Source organism: Serratia sarumanii, assembly GCF_029962605.1.
GTDB lineage: Bacteria > Pseudomonadota > Gammaproteobacteria > Enterobacterales > Enterobacteriaceae > Serratia > Serratia sarumanii.
Window position 1 is genome coordinate 617624 of the sequence record NZ_CP124750.1, and the last position, 21680, is coordinate 639303.

The 21680-nt window shown below is 60.6% G+C and carries 22 protein-coding genes and 3 tRNA genes; 18 read left to right on the top strand and 7 right to left on the bottom strand.

Annotated elements, in window-relative coordinates; genetic code table 11:
* Positions 1 to 16: 16 nt before the first annotated feature.
* Positions 17 to 613, top strand: a complete 597-nt coding sequence (locus tag SSARUM_RS02855; protein ID WP_060430873.1) for a TetR/AcrR family transcriptional regulator — start codon at positions 17 to 19, stop codon at positions 611 to 613.
* Between the two features lie 13 nt (positions 614 to 626).
* Here the strand turns inward: SSARUM_RS02855 and SSARUM_RS02860 are convergent, their stop codons facing one another.
* Positions 627 to 1529 (bottom strand): GGDEF domain-containing protein, encoded by a 903-nt coding sequence (locus tag SSARUM_RS02860; RefSeq protein WP_369819453.1) that lies wholly within the window; start codon positions 1527 to 1529, stop codon positions 627 to 629.
* A gap of 442 nt (positions 1530 to 1971) precedes the next feature.
* On the opposite strand from SSARUM_RS02860, the gene SSARUM_RS02865 reads away from it, so the two are divergent.
* On the top strand, positions 1972 to 2256 hold the full coding sequence (locus SSARUM_RS02865) for a DUF1435 domain-containing protein (protein WP_060426865.1): 285 nt from the start codon (positions 1972 to 1974) through the stop codon (positions 2254 to 2256).
* 89 nt (positions 2257 to 2345) lie between these two features.
* On the opposite strand, the gene SSARUM_RS02870 is transcribed toward SSARUM_RS02865, so the two are convergent.
* The 4 genes from SSARUM_RS02870 to SSARUM_RS02885 form a co-directional block, all read right to left on the bottom strand.
* A tRNA-Leu gene (locus SSARUM_RS02870) sits at positions 2346 to 2432 on the bottom strand.
* A gap of 42 nt (positions 2433 to 2474) precedes the next feature.
* A tRNA-Leu gene (locus SSARUM_RS02875) sits at positions 2475 to 2561 on the bottom strand.
* 36 nt (positions 2562 to 2597) lie between these two features.
* Positions 2598 to 2684 (bottom strand) — tRNA-Leu (locus SSARUM_RS02880).
* Positions 2685 to 2756: 72 nt separating this feature from the next.
* Entirely contained in the window at positions 2757 to 3701 is a 945-nt protein-coding gene (locus tag SSARUM_RS02885; protein WP_041037819.1) for a LysR family transcriptional regulator, read from the bottom strand.
* A 118-nt stretch (positions 3702 to 3819) separates the two neighbouring features.
* Between SSARUM_RS02885 and SSARUM_RS02890 the strand changes: the two genes are divergently transcribed.
* The gene (locus SSARUM_RS02890) at positions 3820 to 4812 is read left to right on the top strand and encodes an aldo/keto reductase (RefSeq protein ID WP_033649117.1); all 993 of its coding nucleotides are present in this window, start codon (positions 3820 to 3822) and stop codon (positions 4810 to 4812) included.
* 50 nt (positions 4813 to 4862) lie between these two features.
* Here the strand turns inward: SSARUM_RS02890 and rsmC are convergent, their stop codons facing one another.
* Positions 4863 to 5903 carry a 16S rRNA (guanine(1207)-N(2))-methyltransferase RsmC gene (rsmC, locus tag SSARUM_RS02895; RefSeq protein WP_033649118.1) on the bottom strand — a complete coding sequence of 347 codons (1041 nt, stop codon included), beginning with the start codon at positions 5901 to 5903 and terminating at the stop codon, positions 4863 to 4865.
* A gap of 146 nt (positions 5904 to 6049) precedes the next feature.
* On the opposite strand from rsmC, the gene SSARUM_RS02900 reads away from it, so the two are divergent.
* From SSARUM_RS02900 to yjjJ, 14 genes are all read left to right on the top strand, one after another.
* The gene (locus tag SSARUM_RS02900) at positions 6050 to 6487 is read left to right on the top strand and encodes a DNA polymerase III subunit psi (protein WP_033637012.1); all 438 of its coding nucleotides are present in this window, start codon (positions 6050 to 6052) and stop codon (positions 6485 to 6487) included.
* On the top strand, positions 6432 to 6875 hold the full coding sequence (gene rimI, locus SSARUM_RS02905; protein WP_033649119.1) for a ribosomal protein S18-alanine N-acetyltransferase: 444 nt from the start codon (positions 6432 to 6434) through the stop codon (positions 6873 to 6875). Before SSARUM_RS02900 ends, rimI begins: the two co-directional genes overlap by 56 nt.
* A 151-nt stretch (positions 6876 to 7026) precedes the next feature.
* A complete protein-coding gene (gene prfC / locus SSARUM_RS02910) occupies positions 7027 to 8616 on the top strand; it encodes a peptide chain release factor 3 (RefSeq protein ID WP_004933094.1) in 1590 nt (529 codons plus the stop codon).
* Between the two features lie 516 nt (positions 8617 to 9132).
* Complete coding sequence (gene osmY, locus SSARUM_RS02915; protein WP_033637016.1) at positions 9133 to 9747, top strand: molecular chaperone OsmY; 615 nt, start codon at positions 9133 to 9135, stop codon at positions 9745 to 9747.
* A 161-nt stretch (positions 9748 to 9908) separates the two neighbouring features.
* The gene (locus tag SSARUM_RS02920) at positions 9909 to 10070 is read left to right on the top strand and encodes a DUF1328 domain-containing protein (RefSeq protein ID WP_004857650.1); all 162 of its coding nucleotides are present in this window, start codon (positions 9909 to 9911) and stop codon (positions 10068 to 10070) included.
* A 68-nt stretch (positions 10071 to 10138) separates the two neighbouring features.
* The gene (locus tag SSARUM_RS02925; RefSeq protein WP_033649120.1) at positions 10139 to 10324 is read left to right on the top strand and encodes a CsbD family protein; all 186 of its coding nucleotides are present in this window, start codon (positions 10139 to 10141) and stop codon (positions 10322 to 10324) included.
* A gap of 10 nt (positions 10325 to 10334) precedes the next feature.
* The gene (locus SSARUM_RS02930; RefSeq protein WP_033649121.1) at positions 10335 to 11453 is read left to right on the top strand and encodes a patatin-like phospholipase family protein; all 1119 of its coding nucleotides are present in this window, start codon (positions 10335 to 10337) and stop codon (positions 11451 to 11453) included.
* Positions 11450 to 12232 carry a TatD family hydrolase gene (locus SSARUM_RS02935; protein ID WP_033649122.1) on the top strand — a complete coding sequence of 261 codons (783 nt, stop codon included), beginning with the start codon at positions 11450 to 11452 and terminating at the stop codon, positions 12230 to 12232. Before SSARUM_RS02930 ends, SSARUM_RS02935 begins: the two co-directional genes overlap by 4 nt.
* 183 nt (positions 12233 to 12415) lie before the next feature.
* A complete protein-coding gene (locus SSARUM_RS02940; RefSeq protein WP_033637021.1) occupies positions 12416 to 13693 on the top strand; it encodes a NupC/NupG family nucleoside CNT transporter in 1278 nt (425 codons plus the stop codon).
* A 370-nt stretch (positions 13694 to 14063) separates the two neighbouring features.
* Positions 14064 to 14843 carry a deoxyribose-phosphate aldolase gene (gene deoC, locus SSARUM_RS02945; RefSeq protein ID WP_033641793.1) on the top strand — a complete coding sequence of 260 codons (780 nt, stop codon included), beginning with the start codon at positions 14064 to 14066 and terminating at the stop codon, positions 14841 to 14843.
* Between the two features lie 66 nt (positions 14844 to 14909).
* On the top strand, positions 14910 to 16232 hold the full coding sequence (gene deoA / locus SSARUM_RS02950) for a thymidine phosphorylase (protein WP_060426362.1): 1323 nt from the start codon (positions 14910 to 14912) through the stop codon (positions 16230 to 16232).
* A gap of 70 nt (positions 16233 to 16302) precedes the next feature.
* Entirely contained in the window at positions 16303 to 17526 is a 1224-nt protein-coding gene (gene deoB / locus SSARUM_RS02955) for a phosphopentomutase (RefSeq protein ID WP_033649124.1), read from the top strand.
* Positions 17527 to 17692: 166 nt separating this feature from the next.
* The gene (gene deoD, locus SSARUM_RS02960) at positions 17693 to 18424 is read left to right on the top strand and encodes a purine-nucleoside phosphorylase (RefSeq protein ID WP_033652875.1); all 732 of its coding nucleotides are present in this window, start codon (positions 17693 to 17695) and stop codon (positions 18422 to 18424) included.
* 137 nt (positions 18425 to 18561) lie between these two features.
* Complete coding sequence (gene yjjJ / locus SSARUM_RS02965; RefSeq protein WP_033649126.1) at positions 18562 to 19905, top strand: type II toxin-antitoxin system HipA family toxin YjjJ; 1344 nt, start codon at positions 18562 to 18564, stop codon at positions 19903 to 19905.
* Position 19906: 1 nt separating this feature from the next.
* Here the strand turns inward: yjjJ and SSARUM_RS02970 are convergent, their stop codons facing one another.
* The gene (locus SSARUM_RS02970; protein ID WP_033637029.1) at positions 19907 to 20590 is read right to left on the bottom strand and encodes a YtjB family periplasmic protein; all 684 of its coding nucleotides are present in this window, start codon (positions 20588 to 20590) and stop codon (positions 19907 to 19909) included.
* Positions 20591 to 20700: 110 nt separating this feature from the next.
* Between SSARUM_RS02970 and serB the strand changes: the two genes are divergently transcribed.
* A complete protein-coding gene (gene serB / locus SSARUM_RS02975) occupies positions 20701 to 21678 on the top strand; it encodes a phosphoserine phosphatase (RefSeq protein WP_016929162.1) in 978 nt (325 codons plus the stop codon).
* The last annotated feature ends 2 nt before the right edge of the window (positions 21679 to 21680 follow it).

A 21680-nucleotide genomic window follows, 5' to 3' on the forward strand; every position in this document is an offset into this window, starting at 1 on the left:
AGGTGGGAGTGGACCCATGGCACGTAAAGCGCGCGCAGAAATGATTGAAGAAACCCGACAAAAACTGGTGGCGGCCGCCCGTCAGCAGTTCGGCAGCGTGGGGTATGCCGAGACGGTGATGGATGAACTCACCGCGCAAGCCGGCATGACGCGCGGTGCGCTCTATCACCATTTTGGCGATAAAAAGGGGTTGTTCCTGGCGGTTGTGAAGGCGATTGATGCTGAAATGGATGCGCGTCTTGCCGACATTACCGCGCGTACGGCGGATGACTGGGAGGCGTTTGCGGCGCGTTGTCGCGGTTATTTGATCATGATGACGGAGCCGCAAGCGCAACGCATTTTGTTGCGCGATTCACCTTCGGTGCTGGGGGCTGAATATTTGCAGGCCAGTAAGCTGCAATGCATTGTCTGGATGACGGGCGCATTGCAGGCGTTGATGGCGCAGGGGCGCATCGCCGTCGCCGAGCCGGAATCGCTGGCGCATTTGATCAACGGCGGCCTGATGGATGCCGCGCTTTGGATCGCGCACCAGCCGGATGAGAAAACCGCTTTGGAGCAGGCGTTGGCCGGTTTGTCGCTGTTGCTGAACGGCTTGCGGCCAATGGCCGCTTAACCGGGCAGGGTATTTACTCCTGCGGCAGCAGCAGGGCGGGCTGGACGTTTTGCGCCAGCTGAATATTGTTGCGGCCGCTGTGCTTCGCCAGATAGAGCGCGGCGTCGGCCGCGCCGATCGCCGATTCGACGTCCAGTTTTTCCAATGCCGAGATGCCGGCGCTGAGCGTCAGCGTACCGCTGTGCTGCGGGCTGGCGCCGTGCGGGATATTCAGTTCCGCCACCCGTTGGCGCACCCGTTCGGCCAGCTGCGCCGCGTAGCCTTCGTGCACGTTGGTCAGCAGCACCAAAAACTCTTCCCCGCCGTAGCGCACCACGATGTCGCGCGAACGCACCGCATCGCGGATGGCGATCGCCACCTGCACCAGCGCCCGGTCGCCCATGGCGTGGCCGTAGCTGTCGTTGTAGACCTTGAAGTGGTCGATATCCAGCAGCAGCACGTAGTGGCGGCCGGTTTGCGGTTCCAGCAGCATGTTGATCTTATTCTCCAGCCCGCGGCGGTTATAAAGGCCGGTCAGGGGATCGAGCATGCTCAAATTATTGAATTTGTCCCGCTCGTTATACAGGTTGGCCACCAGCGCGTGGGTAAAGATTTCACTGCGTTTCAACATCAGGTGATGAATGGAGAAAGCGATAATAGGCAATAGCGTGGTGAATAATATCCGCGAGGTATTATGCATACCGTCTAAAGCCAGGATCATCATTGCGGAAGGCACAGCGTGTAAACAAAATGCGGTAAAGTTGTCCGTCAGAGAAATAGCGCTGATAAAAAAGATGCTGAACAAACTAATTAATAAAAAATCTTGGTTATTCGGCAGGCAATATTGACTTTTAACGTAGATATGCGCAGCCCACAGCAGGCCGAGCACGCTGGCGAACAGGTTGAGTTTGTACAGGTATTGCCGCGGCGTATGCAGAGAAAATAGCGCCGCCGCCAGACAAAATAACGGGATGCATAATAAAGGCAGAGTAAAAGAAGGGACATCCCTAAAAGGGAACAATAACGTAAATATGGAAGAGGCGGCATTCATCATTAGAAAAAGAAATAATGCCAGGCGCTGCTTGCTGTTCAGTAATTCCTGATAAGAACGGGCGTTCATACGGAGGTCACTCTTTGCAAAGTCGTACTGTCGAATAATTAAGGTTGAGAAGCATTCCCTTGGCGCGAAATATCCACTTGAATTGCATGGTTGACCGTTGTGATTATTATCATGCAAACAGGACTAGGAATTTTCTTATGTCAAATTATCATTTTTTCCTGCTGGTGTCATCTGGGTTTGGTCATCGCAGCGAAAATGATGCGGCGGCCAAAAAAGTGTTATATGATATTGGTTATCATTATCACTTGAGGGGGTTGTCATGCTCACTGCCATGATTGCCGCATGCGGGCTGTGGGGCGTCAGCTGGTGCCTCGGCGATCGCCTGGCCAGCGCCTGGGGCGTTTTGCTGCCATGCGCGCTGATGCCGCTGCTGGCCTTGATCGATCTCGATATGATGCAGCTGCGCAGCCTGATCGTGATAGCGATGTTGGCGACGCTGGTGATGCTGTTCAACAGCCGGCTGCGTCATTATCTGCTGCTGCCTTCCTGCATGGCGCTGGCGGGCGGCCTGGCGGCGGTCAGCCTCAACTTCAACTTCGGGTAAAACGCCGGAAACGGCAAAACCACGCTTAGGCGTGTTTTTCATCAATGCGTTGGGATTTTTTCGAAGGAACTACCGGAGAGATCATCAATTGGTGCGAAGAGAGGGACTTGAACCCTCACGTCCGTAAGGACACTAACACCTGAAGCTAGCGCGTCTACCAATTCCGCCACCTTCGCACAGTCGATGTTGTTGCTTTGATTTATATTACGTCGCCAGCGTGGTGCGAAGAGAGGGACTTGAACCCTCACGTCCGTAAGAACACTAACACCTGAAGCTAGCGCGTCTACCAATTCCGCCACCTTCGCATCGATGCTGAGTGCAATATAAATCATGTGGTTATTTGGTGCGAAGAGAGGGACTTGAACCCTCACGTCCGTAAGGACACTAACACCTGAAGCTAGCGCGTCTACCAATTCCGCCACCTTCGCGTACCAGAAACATTACCGGAGTAACGTTACCACGGAGGCGAATTCTAGAGATTTTGGCGGGCACGTCAACAGTTATTTCCCCGCATTGCGGGCGTTTGCTGGAAAAACAGCCATATCGCCGCTTTTCCGCTGGTCAAACAGCCAAATCAGCCAATCAATCAACACCCTGACCCGTGGCGCCAGGAAACGGCCGGGCGGATACATGATGTAAATCGGCATCGGCGGCGGCGGCGTGTCCGCCAGCACTTCCACCAGTTCGCCCCGTTCCAGCCAGGGGGCAAGCGAATAGCGCGCCGCCTGAATCAACCCCATGCCGGCCCGCGCGCCGGCGATGTAGGCGTCGGCGCCGCTGACGCTCAGCCGGGCGGGCAGCTCGCGCAGTTCCACTTTGCCGCCGCGGCAGAATTCCAGCGGGTAATCGCGGTTGCTGGCCAGGGAAAAATACCCTACCGCGCGGTGCGGCTCCAGGCTATCAATGTCGCGTGGCATGCCGCAGGCCTGCAGGTAAGCGGGAGAAGCGCAGGTGACCTGTGGCAGCTGGGCGATGCGCCGCGCCACCAGGCTGTCGTCTTCGGTTTCCCAGGCGCGCAGCACGCAGTCCACGCCTTCGCGCAACAGATCGACGTGGGTGTCGTTGGCGCCCAGCGCCAGCGTGATGTCGGGATAGCGGCGGTAAAAGTCGTCCAGTGCCGGAATGACAATCTGGCGCGCCAGCGAATGGGGCATATCGATGCGCACTTTGCCGGACGGCTGCAGCTTATGGTGGCTGAACAGCGTGTCCGCCTCCTCAAGCGCCCCCAGCAACTGTACGCAGCGTTGATAGTAGAGGCTGCCTTCGCTGGTCACCTGCACCTGGCGGGTGGTGCGGATCAGCAGGCGCACGCCCAGCCGCTGCTCCAGCCGTTTCAACGCGTTGCTGACCGTGGCGCGCGGCAGCTGCAGGCGCTCGGCCGCCCGGCTGAAGCTGCCCAGTTCGACGATGCGGGTAAAAATGCGCATGGCTTGAACCTGATCCATGTCCACTCCGGATTGTTGGTGATTTTTGAACAGTGATGTGCAATCTGCATTATTTATCTTTGTAGCGTAAACAACCAGACTTTGCTTCGTTATCCGTTCATCGCATGAGGGCAGCACAATGCAACAACGTAAACTGGGTTCTCACGGCCCCCTCGTCTCCGCCTTGGGGCTGGGATGCATGGGCATGAGCGACTTCTACTCCACCGGCGCCGATCGGCAGGAAGCCATCGCCACGCTGCACCGGGCGCTGGAGCTGGGTGTCACGCTGCTCGACACCGCCGACATGTATGGCCCGCACACCAACGAGGAGTTGGTGGGGGAAGCGATCAAGGGCAAACGGCAACAGGTGTTCCTGGCCACCAAGTTCGGCATCCTGCGCGATCCGGCGGATCCTTCGGCGCGCGGCGTCAGCAGCCGGCCCGAGTATATCCGGCGCTCGGTGGAAGGCAGCCTGCGGCGCTTGGGCGTAGAAGAGATCGATCTTTATTATCAGCATCGGGTCGATCCGCAGGTGCCGATCGAAGACGTCGTGGGCACGATGGCGGATCTGATCCGCGAAGGCAAGATCCGCCATATCGGCCTGAGCGAGGCGTCGGTCGCCACGCTGGAGCGGGCGCACAAGGTGCATCCGATCACCGCGCTGCAGACCGAGTATTCGCTGTGGACGCGCGATGCCGAACAGGGCGTGCTGGCGGCCTGTGAGCGCCTCGGCATCGGCTTTGTGCCTTACAGCCCGTTAGGGCGCGGTTTCCTCACCGGCGCTATCCGGCGGCCGGAGGATCTGGCCGAGGACGATTTCCGCCGCGGCAACCCGCGCTTCCAGGGGGAAAACTTCGCCCGCAACCTGGCGCTGGTGGAGAAGGTGGGTGAGCTGGCGGCACAGAAGGGCGTCAAGCCTTCACAGCTGGCGCTGGCCTGGGTGTTGGCGCAGGGCGAGCACATCGTGCCGATCCCCGGCACCAAACGCCGTCGCTATCTGGAAGAGAACGTCGCGGCGGCGGAGATAACGCTGAGCGCGGCCGAGCTGGCGGCGATAGACGCGGTGTTTCCGCTGAGTGCGGCGGCCGGCGATCGCTACGGCGCGGAGTCGATGACCTATATCAACGGCTAAAAAAAAGCGCGGCCTCAGGCCGCGCTCTGTCGTTTTCCGCCAACGGCGAATTATTTCTTCTTCGGCGCGCGCGGCGGGCGGCCGACGGTGGCCTGATACACCTTGAAGCGGCCGTTCTGCGCCAGCACTTCGTGGCTGCCGAAGGTGGCGTCCAGAATGTCCGGGTACGGCAGGAAGGCGTTGGCGACGATGCGCAGCCGGCCGCCGATCGGCAGGTGTTTCACCGCGCCGCGGATCAGGGTTTCGGCGGCGGTCAGGCTGGTCTGCAGCCCGTCGTGGAACGGCGGGTTGGAGATGATCATGTCGAAACGGCCGGTGATGTCGGAGTAAACGTTGCTGACGATCACTTCGCCTTCGATGCCGTTGGCGGCCAGCGTCGCGCGGCTGGATTCCACCGCGGCGGCGTTGACGTCGCTGAGGGTAAGTTTCACCTTCGGCGACAGCTTGGCCATCACCGAGGCCATCACGCCGGCGCCGCAGCCGATGTCCAGCACCTTGCCTTTCATGTGTTTTTCCAGCGTCGACAGCAGCAGCGAGCTGCCGACGTCCAGGCCGTCGCGGCTGAACACGCCCGGCAGCGTTTTCACTTCCAGATCGTGCAGCTGATAGCTGTCCCACCAGTCGTCCAGGCCGAACTCGGTCTGTGCGTCCAGGCGGCCGTGATACAGGCCGCAGCGGCGCGCGCTGTCGATTTTCACCAGCGCAACGTGGCCTTCCAGCGTTGGCTCGGCGCTGCGCACGCCGCTGCGATTTTCACCGACCACGAACACGTCTACGCCCACCGGCAGCAGCGCCAGGATGTTGCACAGCTGGAATTGCGCTTCCTGCTTACTCTTCGGCCAGTAGTAAACCAGCGTGTCGCAGTCGGCGACGAAAGCGGGATCGACGGTCAAACCGAACTGCACGTTATCGCCCATCGTCCGGTTCAGTAACTGCCAGTGATGGTATTGCTGAGTGTGGACGCGCACGTCCGCGGCCTCGAATTGGGCCGGCAGGCTGTCCTGCAGGTCGCCGGCAAACAGCACGCGGCGTTCGATAAATTCATCACTGTGGCGCAGCATGACTTCACTGGCGGGGGTTAATGCAGACATCAGATATTGGCTCCTGGAAATGAGACCGGGGATTATAGAGCTTTGTGGCGATATGTTCGACGGGTTTGTTGGCGCGGGCTGCGCGGGTTTGTTAGCATAGCGCGGCGCATGGCAGGCATGGCGCACCACAACGGGTAGGAATCGGCATGGCATCAAAACGCGACTGGCTGTTACAACAACTGGGTATTACGCAGTGGACATTGCGCCGCCCGGGCGTGTTGCAGGGCGAAGTGGCGGTCAGTCTGCCGCCCGAGGCGCGCCTGCTGGTGGTGGCGCAGACGCTGCCCGCACCGGACGATCCGCTGTTTTGCGACGTGCTGCGCAGCCTGGGGCTGACGCCGGCGCAAACCTACAGCCTGACGCCGGAACAGGCGGCGATGCTGCCTGAAGAGACCGCATGCAACAGTTGGCGGCTGGGCGTGGCGGAACCGCTTGCGGTCGCCGGTGCGCAGCTACACAGCCCGGCGCTGGCCGAGCTTTCCCAAGACGCGGGGGCCAAACGCGCCCTCTGGCAGCAGATTTGTCATCATGAACACGATTTCTACCCTGACGGCGGCCGACCTGGCCACGGCCTTCACCATTGAGCAAGCCAGCCACGCTTTCCCCTGGACGGAAACCACCTTCGCCAGCAATCAGGGCGATCGCTATCTTAACCTGAAGCTGAGCGCCGACGGGGAGATGGCGGGGTTCGCCATCACGCAGATCGTGCTGGACGAAGCCACGCTGTTCAACATCGCCATTCATCCGCAGTACCAGCGCCGTGGCTTTGGCCGCCTGTTGCTCAACGCGTTGATTGAACGGCTGGAGAGCCGCGGCGTGGTCACGCTGTGGCTGGAAGTGCGCGCCTCCAACCAGGCGGCGATCGCGCTGTATGAAGATCTCGGTTTCAACGAGGTCACCGTGCGCCGCAATTATTACCCGAGCGCCCACGGCCGCGAAGACGCGATCGTGATGGCGCTGCCGCTGGCGTAATCCGCCCGGCCGGTAAAAGCATTGATTGTCACCGGTTGGCAAATCGGCGAAAATGCCCGGCTGTTATCTTTTATTCACCGCTTTGCCCGGCGCCGCGATCGGCGCGTTCTGATGATGTCGCAGGGCGGACTAACCGTAGAACCTGAAAACCATGTCTCCTAGTGAATTTGCCCGCGAAGTCTCCAAAAGAAGAACTTTCGCCATCATCTCGCACCCCGATGCCGGTAAAACCACCATTACCGAAAAAGTACTGCTGTTCGGACAGGCGATCCAGACCGCCGGTACGGTAAAAGGCCGCGGCTCCAGCCAGCACGCCAAATCCGACTGGATGGAAATGGAAAAGCAGCGTGGGATCTCGATCACCACCTCGGTGATGCAGTTCCCGTACCGCGACAGCCTGGTCAACCTGCTGGATACCCCGGGGCACGAAGACTTCTCCGAAGATACTTACCGTACTCTGACCGCCGTCGACTGCTGTCTGATGGTGATCGACGCCGCCAAGGGCGTTGAGGATCGCACCCGCAAGCTGATGGAGGTTACCCGTCTGCGCGACACGCCGATCCTGACCTTCATGAACAAACTGGACCGCGATATCCGCGATCCGATGGAAGTGATGGATGAAGTCGAGCGCGAACTGAAGATCGCCTGCTCGCCCATCACCTGGCCGATCGGCTGTGGCAAGCTGTTCAAGGGTGTTTACCACCTGTACAAGGATGAAACCTACCTGTACCAGACCGGTAAAGGCCACACCATTCAGGAAGTGCGCATCGTCAAAGGCCTGAACAACCCGGAGCTGGATGCGGCGGTGGGTGAAGATCTGGCGGCGCAGTTGCGCGATGAGCTGGAGCTGGTGCAGGGCGCTTCCCACGAGTTCGATCAGGAGGCTTTCCTGAGCGGCGAGCTGACCCCGGTGTTCTTCGGTACCGCATTGGGCAACTTCGGCGTGGATCACATGCTGGACGGCCTGGTGGCCTGGGCGCCGGCGCCGATGCCGCGCAAAACCGACACCCGCGAAGTGACGGCGGCGGAAGAGAAATTCACCGGCTTCGTGTTCAAGATCCAGGCCAATATGGATCCGAAACACCGCGACCGCGTGGCCTTTATGCGCGTGGTTTCCGGCCGCTACGAGAAGGGCATGAAGCTGCGCCAGGTGCGCACCGGCAAAGACGTGGTGATCTCCGACGCGCTGACCTTTATGGCCGGCGACCGTTCGCACGTGGAAGAAGCCTATCCGGGCGACATCATCGGCCTGCACAACCACGGCACCATTCAGATCGGCGATACCTTCACCCAGGGTGAAGACATGAAGTTCACCGGCATCCCGAACTTCGCGCCGGAACTGTTCCGCCGCATTCGCCTGCGCGATCCGCTGAAGCAGAAACAGCTGCTGAAGGGGCTGGTGCAGCTGTCCGAAGAGGGCGCGGTGCAGGTGTTCCGTCCGATCGCCAACAACGATCTGATCGTCGGTGCGGTCGGTGTGCTGCAGTTCGACGTGGTGGTAGCGCGCTTGAAGAGCGAGTACAACGTGGAAGCGCTGTACGAGTCGGTCAACGTGTCGACCGCGCGCTGGGTCGAGTGCGACGACGTGAAGAAGTTCGAAGAGTTCAAGCGCAAGAACGAGATCAACCTGGCGCTGGACGGCGGGGACAACCTGTCCTATATCGCGCCGACCATGGTGAACCTCAACCTGACGCAGGAACGTTATCCTGATGTGACCTTCCGCAAGACGCGCGAACACTGATCAATCGGCAGGGCGCCCAGTGCGCCCTGCACGCCTCTCCTATTCCCGCTGCGCTAATTAATAAACCTCCCTCATATTTTTCCTGCGAACCTAGGTCACCAGGCGATGTTCGTTCGGCCTGCATTTTCCGTCTAATGGTCTATCTTTAACGGGATGTCCGCACATTGCTTGAGAGTAAATCACTGCAATACGCTATTTGTTTGGTGAGTTATTCTGATGTGTTGCCGATAGGAGACAGTCAGTGTCTTTAAATATCAATGAGATAGCTATATTTCAGTTTTGTGTGACTTAGCCTGTCGTCAATAGGCGACAGTTTTTTGGCTAAAAATCCAACGTCTGATTTATTTTCCTTGATTTTTAAGGGTTTTTTTGAGTTGGCACGGCCGTTGCAATATTCCTGTCGTGAACGCTTAATCGTATAGCGATGATGAAGTATTTACCGAGAAGGCCGCGTGAAGGTGGCCGCAGGGTTCCGGCGCTCTGGCGTTGTGAGCCCCCAACAAAAGGAAGAGATCGATGAAAAAGACCAAATTTGCACACTCGCTGATGGCTGTTGTATTGGGTTCTGTGTTGGTCAGCGGCAGTGCGCTGGCCGAAGAGAGTCTGCTCAACAAGGCGTCTAACGCCGCGGACAGTGCTGGTGCCAAAATCGATAGCTCCATGAAAAAAGTTGACGGTTACATGGATGACAGCGCGATAACGGCTAAAGTTAAAAGTGCGTTGGTGGAAGATAAAACCATCAAAAGTTCCGACATTTCGGTGAAAACCGAAAAAGGCGCCGTGACCCTGAGCGGGTTCGTCGGCAGCCAGGCGCAGGCGGAGCATGCGGTCGCTGTCGCCGGCAAGGTGGAAGGCGTCAAGACCGTCAGCGACAAGCTGCACGTGAAAGATGAAGCCAACCAGTCGATCAAATCGTATGCCGGCGACACCGCCACCACCAGCGAGCTGAAAGCCAAGCTGCTGGCCGATGACATCGTGCCGTCGCGCAATGTGAAAGTGGAAACCACCGATGGCGTGGTGCAGCTTTCCGGTGAGGTGAAAACGCAGGCGCAGTCTGAGCGTGCGGAAAGCATCGCCAAGGCCATCGACGGCGTGAAAAGCGTGAAAAACGACCTGGTGGTCAAGCCGTAATCCCGCCAGGCGCCCGTAACAAGTAACAACAAGCCGCATCGGTCGGGCCGTGAAGGCGGCCCGACATGTACCACCAAAAAAAGAAACTGATTTGCCGTCGACGTCCCGTTGTCGGGGCGGTAGACGGCAGCGAATTTTTTCACAATGGTAAGGAGAAGCTTATGTTTCGTTGGGGCATTATCTTTTTAGTCATCGCGCTTATCGCTGCGGCACTGGGGTTCGGTTCGCTGGCGGGCACCGCCGCCTGGGCGGCTAAAATCGTGTTTGTCGTCGGCATTATCCTGTTCCTGGTCAGCCTGTTCACCGGCCGCCGGCGCCCTTAGCCGGCCGGTATTTTCCTGCAAACTGTAACAAAGCTTAATTCCTTTTCTCACGTCGGGGAGGGCCGGCCATGAACAGCGACATCATCGTCGGGCGCTGGAAACAGCTGAAAGGCCAGGTATGGCAGGCATTGGCCGAATGGTCCGGCAGCGATTGTGTCTGGCTGGCCGGCAGTAATGATTTCCTCGCCGGCGTGCTGCAAGAGGATTACGGAAGAGAGCGAGACGCGGTATCCTCGGAGAAAACGTCTCACTGAGGATGCCAAGTTGGGATACAGAATACCCATCACGCTCGGCAATATAGAACCGCTGGCGTCTAAGCCCTTTCGGCCAGGCAAGATGGCGCTGGTCTGCGAAGGCGGCGGCCAGCGCGGCATTTTCACCGCCGGCGTGCTGGACGAGTTTCAGCGCGCGGGCTTTAACCCTTTCGACCTGCTGATCGGCACGTCGGCCGGCGCCCAGAATCTGTCCGCCTACATTTGCGGGCAGGTGGGCTACGCGCGCCGGGTGATCACCCGTTACACCACCTCGGCTCAATTCTTCAATCCGCTGCGCTTCGTGCGCGGCGGGCATCTGATCGATCTCGATTGGCTGGTTGATACGGCGGCGGCGCAGATGCCGCTGGCGATGGACGTAGCGGAACGGCACTTTACCGACGGGCGCGAGTTTCTGCTGTGCGCCTGCCGCAGCGACGATTTCGAACCGACCTATCTGCCGGCGCAGCGCGAGCGCTGGCTGCCGGCCATCAAGGCGTCCAGCGCCATTCCCGGCTTCTATCGCCAGGGCGTGGAGCTGGACGGCATCAGCTATCAGGACGGCGGCATCAGCGATGCGATCCCGGTGGAAGAGGCCTATCGCCGCGGCGCCGACACCATCGTGGTGATCCGCACCGTGCCTTCGCAGATGTACTACACCCCGCAGTGGATGAAGCGCATGGAACACTGGCTGAGCGACAGCAGCCTGCAGCAGATGGTGCGCATCCTGCAGCATCACGAGCAAAGCTATCACCGCATCCAGCGCTTTATCGAGAAGCCGCCGGGCAAGCTGCGCATCTTCGAGATCTTCCCGCCGAAGCCGCTGGCCAGCAATGCACTGGGCAGCCGACTGGGGTCGCTCAATCAGGATTATCACCTGGGGCGCCGCTGCGGCCGCTATTTCCTGGCCACCGTCGGCCAGTGGATGGCGCAGCCGGAGCCGGACGGCATGAAGGTGAAAAAAGCGCTGTCGCGCCGCCTGATCCAGCCGGAGAACGTCAGAATGCCTTCGCCGATCGTGACCGACATCGTCATGCCGTCCGATCTTGGCGCGCAGCCGGAGGCCGCGGTGGTGGCGCCGAAGATCATTCTGCCGGGCGATCTGCCGCCGGGTGAAGGGGGCGCGCTGTGAGCTATGCCTTTACCGACACCCACTGTCATTTCGATTTCCCGCCCTTTACCGGGCATGAGGGCGAGAGCCTGGTGCGAGCGGCAAGCGCCGGCGTCACGCGCATCATCGTCCCGACGGTCACCGCCGATCGCTTCGCGCGGGTGCTGCGGCTGGCGCAGGATCACGCGCCGCTGTTCGCCGCGCTGGGGCTGCATCCGCTGTATATCGCGCAGCATCATGAGCCGCAGTTGGAGCAACTGGCGGCGCTGCTGGCTGAACGGCCGCGCAAGCTGGTAGCGGTGGGGGAGGTCGGGCTCGATCTGTATATGGACAACCCGCAGTTCGAGCGCCAGCAAAGCGTGCTGCTGGCCCAGCTGCGGCTGGCGAAACAGCATGACCTGCCGGTGATCCTCCATTCGCGCCGCACCCACGATCAGCTGGCTGCGGCCCTGCGGCGCGTGCAGCTGCCGCGCCGCGGCGTGGTGCATGGCTTCGCCGGCAGCCTGTCGCAGGCGCAGGCGTTTATCCGCCTCGGCTATTACATCGGCGTGGGCGGCACCATCACCTATGAGCGGGCGCAGAAAACGCGCGGCGTGATGGCGCAGCTGCCGCTCGAGGCGCTGTTGCTGGAGACCGATGCGCCGGACATGCCGCTGGCGGGCTATCAGGGGCAGCCGAATCGCCCCGAACGCGCCGCCGAGGTGTTTCAAACGCTGTGCGAGCTGCGGCCGGAACCGGCCGACGAGATCGCCGCCCATCTGCAGCGCAATGCTCAGGCGCTGTTTGCCATGCCGGATTGATGAGGTGATAACGTGACCTGCGTCACGTTATAAGATTTTCATTTGCGTCTCGTTGTATGCATTTGTGACATAAATCGGTGCGAGAGGGACCTCGCTCAGTATAATCCCCCCGAAACTCTCCAATAGCAGACCTCTCTTTATGAGCAGGGATGTATTTTATTTTTTGCAACAGGGAAACTTTGCATGCAACTCATCATGAGCCTAGTCGGCATGGCGGTGCTGATCGCCATTGCGGTGCTGCTCTCCAGCAACCGCCGGGCCATCAAACTGCGCACCGTCGCGTGGGCGTTCATCATTCAGGTCGGCATCGGCGCGCTGGTGCTGTATGTGCCGCTGGGCCGCAGCATCCTCGGCAGTATGTCGAACGGCGTGGCAAACGTTATCGCCTACGGCAATCAGGGCATTTCGTTCATTTTCGGCGGGCTGGTGTCCGACAAGATGTTCGAGGTGTTCGGCGGCGGCGGCTTCGTGTTCGCGCTGCGCGTCCTGCCGGTGATCGTGTTCTTCTCCTCGCTGATTGCGGTGCTGTACTACCTCGGCATCATGCAGTTGGTGATCCGCGTGCTGGGCGGCGGGCTGCAAAAGCTGTTGGGCACCTCGCGCACCGAATCGCTGTCGGCGACCGCCAACATTTTCGTTGGTCAGACCGAAGCGCCGCTGGTGGTGCGTCCGTATATCGCCACCATGAGCCAATCAGAACTGTTCGCGGTGATGTGCGGCGGCCTGGCCTCGGTGGCCGGTTCGGTGCTGGCAGGGTACGCGCAGATGGGCGTGCCGCTGGAATACCTGATCGCCGCGTCCTTCATGGCCGCGCCGGGCGGGCTGCTGTTCGCCAAGCTGATGGTGCCGGAAACCGAGCAGACCCACGATAAAGACGATGCGATGAAGCTGATCGCCGAAGAGGATCGTCCGGCCAACGTGATCGACGCGGCGGCTTCCGGCGCGGCCTCCGGCATGCAGTTGGCGCTGAACGTCGGTGCGATGTTGCTGGCGTTTATCGCGTTGATCGCCTTGCTTAACGGCATTCTCGGCGGTATCGGCGGCTGGTTCGATTATCCGCAGCTGTCGCTTGAACTGATCCTCGGCTGGGTGTTCTCGCCGATCGCCTTCCTGATCGGCGTGCCGTGGAGCGAGGCGATGACCGCCGGTTCGTTCATCGGCCAGAAGATCATCGTCAACGAGTTCGTCGCCTACATGAACTTCGGCGCCTATCTGCGTCCGGACGACGTAGTGGCGGCGGAAGGCCTGCAGGTGCTGTCGGCCCATACCAAGGCGATCATCTCCTTCGCGCTGTGCGGCTTCGCCAACCTTTCCTCGGTGGCGATCCTGCTGGGCGGTCTGGGCAGCATGGCGCCCAATCGTCGCCACGACATCGCGCGCTTCGGTCTGAAGGCCGTGGCGGCGGGCACGCTGTCCAATCTGATGAGCGCCACCATCGCCGGCTTCTTCCTGGCGCTGTAAGCCATCCCGAGGCCCGCGACGGCGCGACCGATCGCGGGACTCCGCCTATACTCTAAGCAACGCGGGTGCGTGCCGCACCCGCGATCTTCAGCCGCTTCTTTAGCGAATTTGTGAACGATATCGCGTTATTTTGTGATGTTCTTCACATATAATTCCGGTCTGTTACAGTGCTATTTCATATAGTGTGACGATGAACGCGAATCGCCTCCGGCATTCGTGTTCAAATAGCTATTACTGGCCGGCCGCAAGGCGGGTGGCCATGTGCGGTGAGAAGGATCTCAGTTGCCGCCGCGGGAACGCCGTTCCCCAGCGCTATCTTCATGGAACCAAGTCCGCTCGCCAACACCCAGGTACTCAGTTGGAGAGTTTTATGACCGAATTAACCGCAGCAGCGCAACGTGCGCTGAATTTGATGGATTTAACCACGCTGAATGATGATGACACCGACGAGAAAGTGATCGCGCTCTGTCGTCAGGCCAACAGCCCGGCCGGCCACACGGCGGCCATCTGCATCTACCCGCGTTTTATCCCGGTGGCGCGCAAGGCGCTGCGCGAGCAAGGCACGCCGGATATCCGCATCGCCACCGTGACCAACTTCCCGCATGGCAACGATGATATCGACATCGCGCTGGCGGAAACCCGCGCGGCCATCGCCTATGGCGCGGATGAAGTGGACGTGGTGTTCCCTTACCGCGCGCTGATCGCCGGCAACGAACAGGTCGGCTTCGAGCTGGTGAAACAGTGCAAGCAGGCTTGCCAGGCGGCCAACGTGCTGCTGAAAGTGATCATCGAAACCGGTGAGCTGAAGCAGGCCGATCTGATCCGCAAGGCGTCCGAGATCGCCATCAAGGCCGGGGCGGACTTTATCAAGACCTCCACCGGCAAGGTGCCGGTCAACGCCACGCTGGAAAGCGCCGAGCTGATGATGTCGGTGATCCGCGATATGGGCGTGGCGAAGACGGTGGGCTTCAAGCCGGCCGGCGGCGTGCGCACCGCGGAAGACGCGCTGCATTATCTGCAGCTTGCCGATCGTATTCTGGGCGAAGGCTGGGCCGATGCGCGGCATTTCCGCTTTGGCGCTTCCAGCCTGCTGGCCAGCTTGCTGGCCGCGCTGGGCCACCAGACCCAGACCGCCGGCGGCGGCTACTGATCGATTTCGTTGGCGGGCGCCAGGCGCGCCCGTCTGCACCGACTCTCGGCGACACAGGGGGATGCCTTGTTCCTGGCTCAAGAAATTATTCGTAAGAAACGCGACGGCCAGCCGTTAAGCGAAGCGGAAATCCGCTTTTTCATCAACGGCATTCGCGACAACGTGGTGTCGGAAGGGCAGATCGCCGCGCTGGCGATGACCATTTATTTCCATGACATGAGCATGCCGGAGCGCGTGGCGCTCACCATGGCGATGCGCGATTCCGGCACCGTGCTGGACTGGAAAAGCCTGGCGCTGAACGGCCCGATCGTCGACAAGCATTCGACCGGCGGCGTGGGCGACGTGACCTCGCTGATGCTCGGCCCGATGGTGGCGGCCTGCGGCGGCTATGTGCCGATGATCTCCGGCCGCGGCCTGGGGCATACCGGCGGCACGCTGGACAAGCTGGAAGCCATTCCGGGCTTCAATATTTTCCCGGACGATAACGCCTTCCGCAAAATCATTCAGGACGTCGGCGTGGCGATCATCGGCCAGACCAGCTCGTTGGCGCCGGCGGACAAACGTTTTTACGCCACCCGCGACATCACCGCCACCGTGGATTCGATCCCGCTGATCACCGCCTCCATTCTGGCCAAGAAGCTGGCGGAAGGGCTGGATGCGCTGGTGATGGACGTGAAGGTCGGCTCCGGCGCCTTTATGCCGACCTATGCGCTGTCACAAGATTTGGCGCAGGCGATCGTCGGCGTGGCCAACGGCGCGGGCTGCAAGACCACCGCGCTGCTGACCGACATGAACCAGGTATTGGCCTCCAGCGCCGGCAACGCGGTGGAAGTGCGTGAAGCGGTGCGCTTCCTGACCGGCGAATACCGCAACCCGCGCCTGCTGGAAGTGACGCTGGCGCTGTGCGTGGAAATGCTGCTTTCCGGCGGCCTGGCGCAAGACGAGGCCGACGCGCGCGCCAAACTGCAGGCGGTGCTGGACAACGGCAAGGCGGCGGAGGTGTTTGGCCGCATGGTGGCGGCGCAGCAGGGGCCGATAGACTTCGTCGAACGCTACGATAGCTATCTGCCGGCGGCAACGCTGAGCAAGCCGGTGTATGCTGAAAAGCCGGGCATCGTCAGCGCCATTGATACCCGCGCGCTGGGCATGGCGGTGGTTGCGCTGGGCGGCGGCCGTCGCCGGGCGAGCGACGCCATCGATTACAGCGTTGGCCTGACCGAGGTGGCGCGCCTGGGCGAGAAAGTGGATGCCCAGCAGCCGCTGGCGATGATCCACGCCAACGATGAAGAGAGCTGGCAGCAGGCGGCCGATGCGGTGCGCAGCGCGATGATGCTGAGCGACAAGGCGCCGGAAGCGACGCCGGTGGTGTATAAGCGCATCACGGAATAACCCAAGAATCAGGAACGGTCGCGGCTTTTTCGCGGCCGTCCAAAGCGTGAGAACACGCAGGAGAGCACAGATGAAACGCACATTTATTATGGTATTGGACTCCTTCGGCATCGGCGCCAGCGAAGACGCCGAACGTTTTGGCGATCAGGGTTCCGACACCCTGGGCCACATCGCCGAGGTTTGCGCGCGCGGTGAGGCCAACGTGGGCCGCCAGGGCCCGCTGACGCTGCCTAACCTGAGCCGTCTGGGCCTCGGCAAAGCGGCGGAAGAGTCCACCGGCAACTTCCCGCAGGGGTTGGATCGCAACGCCGACATCATCGGCGCTTACGCTTACGCCAGCGAACTCTCTTCCGGTAAAGACACGCCGTCGGGCCACTGGGAAATCGCCGGCGTGCCGGTGCTGTTCGACTGGGGCTATTTCAAGGACGAGCACAACAGCTTCCCGCAGGCACTGCTGGACAAACTGGTCGAACGCGCCAAGCTGCCGGGCTACCTGGGCAACTGCCACTCATCCGGCACCGTGATCCTCGATCAGCTGGGTGAAGAGCACATGAAAACCGGCAAGCCGATTTTCTACACCTCCGCCGACTCGGTATTCCAGATCGCCTGCCATGAAGAAACCTTCGGCCTGGATCGCCTGTACGAGCTGTGCGAAATCGCGCGTGAAGAGCTGACCGAAGGCGGGTATAACATCGGCCGCGTGATCGCGCGTCCGTTCGTCGGCGACAAGCCGGGCAACTTCCAGCGCACCGGCAACCGTCACGATCTGGCGGTAGAGCCGCCGGCGCCGACCGTGCTGAAAAAGCTGGTGGACGAGAAGGGCGGCGAAGTGGTGTCGATCGGTAAAATCGCCGACATCTACGCCAACGTCGGCATCACCAAGAAGGTGAAGGCGACCGGCATCGACGCGCTGTTCGACGCAACCCTGATCGAAATGGAAAAGGCCGGCGACAACACCATCGTGTTCACCAACTTCGTGGACTTCGATTCCTCTTACGGCCACCGCCGCGACGTGGCGGGCTACGCCGCCGCGCTGGAGCTGTTCGATCGCCGCCTGCCGGAGCTGCTGAAGCTGGTGAAAGACGAAGACATCATCATCTTCACCGCCGACCACGGCTGCGACCCGACCTGGCCGGGCACCGACCACACCCGCGAGCACATCCCGGTGCTGGTTTACGGCCCGAAAGTGAAACCGGGCTCGCTGGGCCACCGCGAGACCTTCGCCGACATCGGCCAGACCGTCGCCAATTACTTTGGCCTGTCGCCGATGGATTACGGTAAGAGCATGTTCTAAGCCCTGTCTTTCAAGCCGCAGCGTTGTTAGCTTCACGCGTGAACCCCAGTCACTTACTCAAGTAAGCTCCTGGGGATTCACCCGCTAGCTGCCTAGCTGCAACTCGAAATTCAAGGCTTAGATGTTTGACGTTTTTATTAAATAAGATTTCTAAAGGAAGAAAATTATGGCTACGCCGCACATTAATGCTGAGATGGGTGATTTCGCTGACGTAGTACTGATGCCGGGCGATCCGCTGCGTGCAAAATACATCGCCGAAACCTTCCTGGAAGGCGCGGTGGAAGTGAACAACGTGCGCGGCATGTTGGGCTTCACCGGCACCTACAAAGGCCGCCGCATCTCCGTAATGGGCCACGGCATGGGCATCCCGTCCTGCTCCATCTATGCGCGCGAGCTGATCGCAGAATTCGGCGTGAAGAAGATCATTCGCGTGGGCTCCTGCGGCGCGGTGCGTGACGATATCAAACTGCGTGACGTGGTGATCGGCATGGGCGCGTGCACCGACTCCAAGGTGAACCGTCTGCGCTTCAAGGACAACGACTACGCGGCGATCGCCGACTTCGACATGGTGCGCAACGCGGTCGACGCAGCGGCGGCGCAGGGCATCCCGGCGCGCGTGGGCAACATCTTCTCCGCCGATCTGTTCTACACCCCGGATCCGGACATGTTCCAGGTGATGAAGAAGTACGGCATCCTGGGCGTGGAAATGGAAGCGGCCGGCATCTACGGCGTGGCGGCAGAGCTGTACGAAGAGTTCGGCTGCAAGGCGCTGACCATCTGCACCGTGTCCGACCACATCCTGCGTCACGAAGCGACCACGGCGGCGGAACGTCAGACCACCTTTAACGACATGATCGTTATCGCGCTGGAATCCGTGCTGCTGGGCGACAAAGCGTAATACCCCGGCGGGCGTCATCCTGGCGCCCGCCCGTCAATCTATTCATTCCGCTTGGCCAGTTTTGGCTAACGCTTTACCTTTCTGCCATTTAACGCTATTACTTCCTTTATCAATCTATTCACCAATCTATTCATCCGATGCTCACCGTTGAACAAGTTTTGCGTCATGGGCCGGCTACGGCTCGTCAACTGACAGAAGCGTTAGGCATCAGCCAGCCGACGCTATCGCGCCGTCTCCGTGAACTGGCGGGCGCCGTATTGATCCTCGGTAAAGGTAAGGCGACGCGCTATGCGTTGCGGCGCGGGATCGGCGGTGAGAGGCAGTTTCCGCTATATCGGGTTGATGAACGGGGTAAGGCGCACCTGTTTGCCACGCTTTGCCCGCTGTATCCTGCCGATAACAGTGCGGTGTGCGATGAGCGCAGCGGAGAGTGGCAGCTCTATGACGGCATGCCATGGTATTTGAACGACCTACGGCCGATTGGCTTTCTCGGGCGAGCCTGGGGAAAAGCAGCGGCGCGCGAGTTGAATTTGCCGGAGGATGTGCGGCGATGGGATGAAGGTCAACGCTTGTTGGCGCTCTGCCGTTATGGCGAAGACATGACCGGCGATCTGTTGCCTGGTGCCGACAGCTATCAGCGTTGGTTAATGCGGGATACTGCCGTCGCCATCACGGTGGAAGATAAAACCGAGCGTTACGCCGCATTGTCTGTCCAGGCGCTAGCCGGGGAGCTGGTAGGCTCTTCCGCCGGTGGCGAGCAACCCAAATTTGCCGCCTATGCTGAGCTGGCGCCTGGGCGCCGTGCGCATGTTTTGGTGAAGTTCAGCCTGGCGCCGACGCATGTCATTGCACAGCGCTGGAGCGATTTGCTGATCGCCGAGTCGCTGGCATTGCAGACGGTCGCCGCTGCGGGATTGCCTGCCGCATCGGCGCAAATCCTGTTCGGTGCTGACCGACAATGCTTTTTAGAGATCGAGCGCTTTGATCGCATCGGTGAAGAAGGGCGGGTAGCGATGGTGTCGCTGGAGGCGCTGGATGCCGAGTTCAGCGGCAGCGGCCACGCCAACTGGGTCGTGGCCGCCGAGCGGTTATTGCAGCAAGGGGTGATCGATCACTCAGTCTACCAACGGGTTGCCCTGTATTGGGCCTTTGGCCGGTTGATCGCCAACAGCGATATGCACCAAGGCAACCTGTCGTTCTTGCGGATAACCCAGCGGCCGGTCATGTTGGCGCCTTTGTATGATATGTTGCCGATGGCTTTTGCCCCGGCAAGCAGCGGTAATCTGCGCCACGACGCGCTGGAGATCCGTTTGAGCAACGAGGTGAGCGGCGCCGTCTGGCGGCAAGCGGAGCTATTGGCTCTCGAGTTCTGGCGGCGAACGGCGCAACATGACGACATCAGCGAGGCGTTCCGGGCGATTGCCGAGCAAATGTTGGTGCAACTGCAGAAGCTGCACGATCACATTCAGCGCCTGGCCTGAGTTACCCCTTCTTCGGCGCTTCCTGTTTTGCCTCAGGCGCATCCTCTTCGTCGTCTTCCACCGTATTGCCTTCTGCCAACGGCGTGTTGGCGGTCAACAGGTACGGCGACTGCTGCCAGCGGCTGCGGCGGTGTTGCAATAGGGTGCGCGCCAGAATGATGCCGATCGCCAACGCCAGCAGGATCATCAGGCGCAGCAGGTTGGTGGTGTTGTCCACCTGCTTGGATTCGGTCGCCAGCACGTGGGTGTCGAGGGTGATGCGGATAAAGCCGATCGGGCCGTCTTTGCCCTGAATGGATTCGACCAACTGGTGGTTGAAGTAGCTGCCAGCGCGCTTGCCGTCGAGCGACAGCCGATCGCGTATACTTATCTGCTCCCCGGCGTGGGAGACCAGCGTGCCGTCCAGCTGATACACGCTGACGTCGAGAATGCGGCTGTGATCGGTGAGCTGCTTGAGGATGGCGTCGATGCGCGGGTTGTTGCCGTCGTCGTCCAGCAGCGGCGCCAGGCTGTAGGCGACCTGTTTGGTCAGCGTCTGCGCCAGCTCTTCGACCTGTTCGGATCGCGCCATTTGGTGACTCAGGCTAAAATAAGAGGCACCCTGCATCAGGAGCACCAGCAAAGCCAGGCAAATCAGGATAATAGCGGTACGGTGCAGGCGAAATTTCAGTTTAGCGCGAGCCATGCAGGTTCCTTGGGCATCGGGGACACTTTATGTTGCCAGAACCGCTGGCGATAGGATAGCTTGATGCGTCGTTTTATCATGCAGCGTTTTTGTCCATTCAGGAGTCAATGATGTCAAACAGTCTGACCTATTGCGATCTTCCGGCGGAGATCTCTCAATGGCCGGGTCTTCCCCTTTCGCTCAGCGGCGACGAAGTGATGCCGCTGGACTACCGGGCGGGCAATACCGGGTGGCTGTTATACGGCAGAAAGCTGGACAAGGCGCGCATTACACAATTCCAACGCAAGCTGGGCGCGGCGATGGTGATCGTCACCGCCTGGGGCGTGGACGACTATCAGGTGGTGCGCCTGGCAGGCACCTTGACGCCGCGCGCCAAGCTGCTGGCGGCAGAGAGCGGGCTGGACGTGGCGCCGCTCGGCAAGATCCCGCACCTGCGCACGCCGGGGCTGCTGGTGATGGACATGGATTCGACGGCGATCGAGATCGAGTGCATCGACGAGATCGCCAAGCTGGCGGGCGTCGGCGAACAGGTGGCGGAAGTCACCGAACGCGCGATGCGCGGCGAGCTGGACTTTACCGCCAGCCTGCGCCAGCGCGTCGGCACGCTGAAAGGGGCCGACGCCAACATCCTCAAGCAGGTGCGCGACGAGCTGCCGCTGATGCCGGGGCTGACCAGTCTGGTGGGCAAGCTGCAGGCGATGGGCTGGCATGTGGCGATCGCCTCCGGCGGCTTCACCTACTACGCCGAATACCTGCGCAACCGGCTGCGGCTGGTGGCGGCGGCGGCCAATGAGCTGGAGATCCGCGACGGCAAGCTGACCGGCGAAGTGCTGGGGCCGGTGGTGGACGCGCAGTTCAAAGCCGATACGCTGCTGCGACTGGCAGAGAAGCTGGAGATCCCGCTGGCGCAGACCGTAGCCATCGGCGACGGCGCCAACGATTTGAAAATGATGCAGGCGGCGGGGTTGGGCATCGCCTACCACGCCAAGCCGAAAGTGTATGAAAAAGCGCAGGTGGCGATCCGGCATGCGGATCTGATGGGCGTGCTGTGCATTCTCACCGGCAGCCTGAAACACGAAGTGCGATAACG

What these genes read in the sequence shown, in the direction of transcription:
- SSARUM_RS02925 (WP_033649120.1), top strand. Translation starts at nt 10,139, where the DNA reads ATGAACAGCGACATCATCGTCGGGCGCTGGAAACAGCTGAAAGGCCAG.
- SSARUM_RS02920 (WP_004857650.1), top strand. Translation starts at nt 9,909, where the DNA reads ATGTTTCGTTGGGGCATTATCTTTTTAGTCATCGCGCTTATCGCTGCG.
- SSARUM_RS02970 (WP_033637029.1), bottom strand. Translation starts at nt 20,590, where the DNA reads ATGGCTCGCGCTAAACTGAAATTTCGCCTGCACCGTACCGCTATTATC.
- osmY (WP_033637016.1), top strand. Translation starts at nt 9,133, where the DNA reads ATGAAAAAGACCAAATTTGCACACTCGCTGATGGCTGTTGTATTGGGT.
- SSARUM_RS02940 (WP_033637021.1), top strand. Translation starts at nt 12,416, where the DNA reads ATGCAACTCATCATGAGCCTAGTCGGCATGGCGGTGCTGATCGCCATT.
- yjjJ (WP_033649126.1), top strand. Translation starts at nt 18,562, where the DNA reads ATGCTCACCGTTGAACAAGTTTTGCGTCATGGGCCGGCTACGGCTCGT.
- SSARUM_RS02865 (WP_060426865.1), top strand. Translation starts at nt 1,972, where the DNA reads ATGCTCACTGCCATGATTGCCGCATGCGGGCTGTGGGGCGTCAGCTGG.
- prfC (WP_004933094.1), top strand. Translation starts at nt 7,027, where the DNA reads ATGTCTCCTAGTGAATTTGCCCGCGAAGTCTCCAAAAGAAGAACTTTC.
- rsmC (WP_033649118.1), bottom strand. Translation starts at nt 5,903, where the DNA reads ATGTCTGCATTAACCCCCGCCAGTGAAGTCATGCTGCGCCACAGTGAT.
- SSARUM_RS02890 (WP_033649117.1), top strand. Translation starts at nt 3,820, where the DNA reads ATGCAACAACGTAAACTGGGTTCTCACGGCCCCCTCGTCTCCGCCTTG.
- serB (WP_016929162.1), top strand. Translation starts at nt 20,701, where the DNA reads ATGTCAAACAGTCTGACCTATTGCGATCTTCCGGCGGAGATCTCTCAA.
- rimI (WP_033649119.1), top strand. Translation starts at nt 6,432, where the DNA reads ATGAACACGATTTCTACCCTGACGGCGGCCGACCTGGCCACGGCCTTC.
- deoB (WP_033649124.1), top strand. Translation starts at nt 16,303, where the DNA reads ATGAAACGCACATTTATTATGGTATTGGACTCCTTCGGCATCGGCGCC.
- SSARUM_RS02855 (WP_060430873.1), top strand. Translation starts at nt 17, where the DNA reads ATGGCACGTAAAGCGCGCGCAGAAATGATTGAAGAAACCCGACAAAAA.
- deoD (WP_033652875.1), top strand. Translation starts at nt 17,693, where the DNA reads ATGGCTACGCCGCACATTAATGCTGAGATGGGTGATTTCGCTGACGTA.
- SSARUM_RS02885 (WP_041037819.1), bottom strand. Translation starts at nt 3,701, where the DNA reads ATGGATCAGGTTCAAGCCATGCGCATTTTTACCCGCATCGTCGAACTG.
- deoC (WP_033641793.1), top strand. Translation starts at nt 14,064, where the DNA reads ATGACCGAATTAACCGCAGCAGCGCAACGTGCGCTGAATTTGATGGAT.
- SSARUM_RS02900 (WP_033637012.1), top strand. Translation starts at nt 6,050, where the DNA reads ATGGCATCAAAACGCGACTGGCTGTTACAACAACTGGGTATTACGCAG.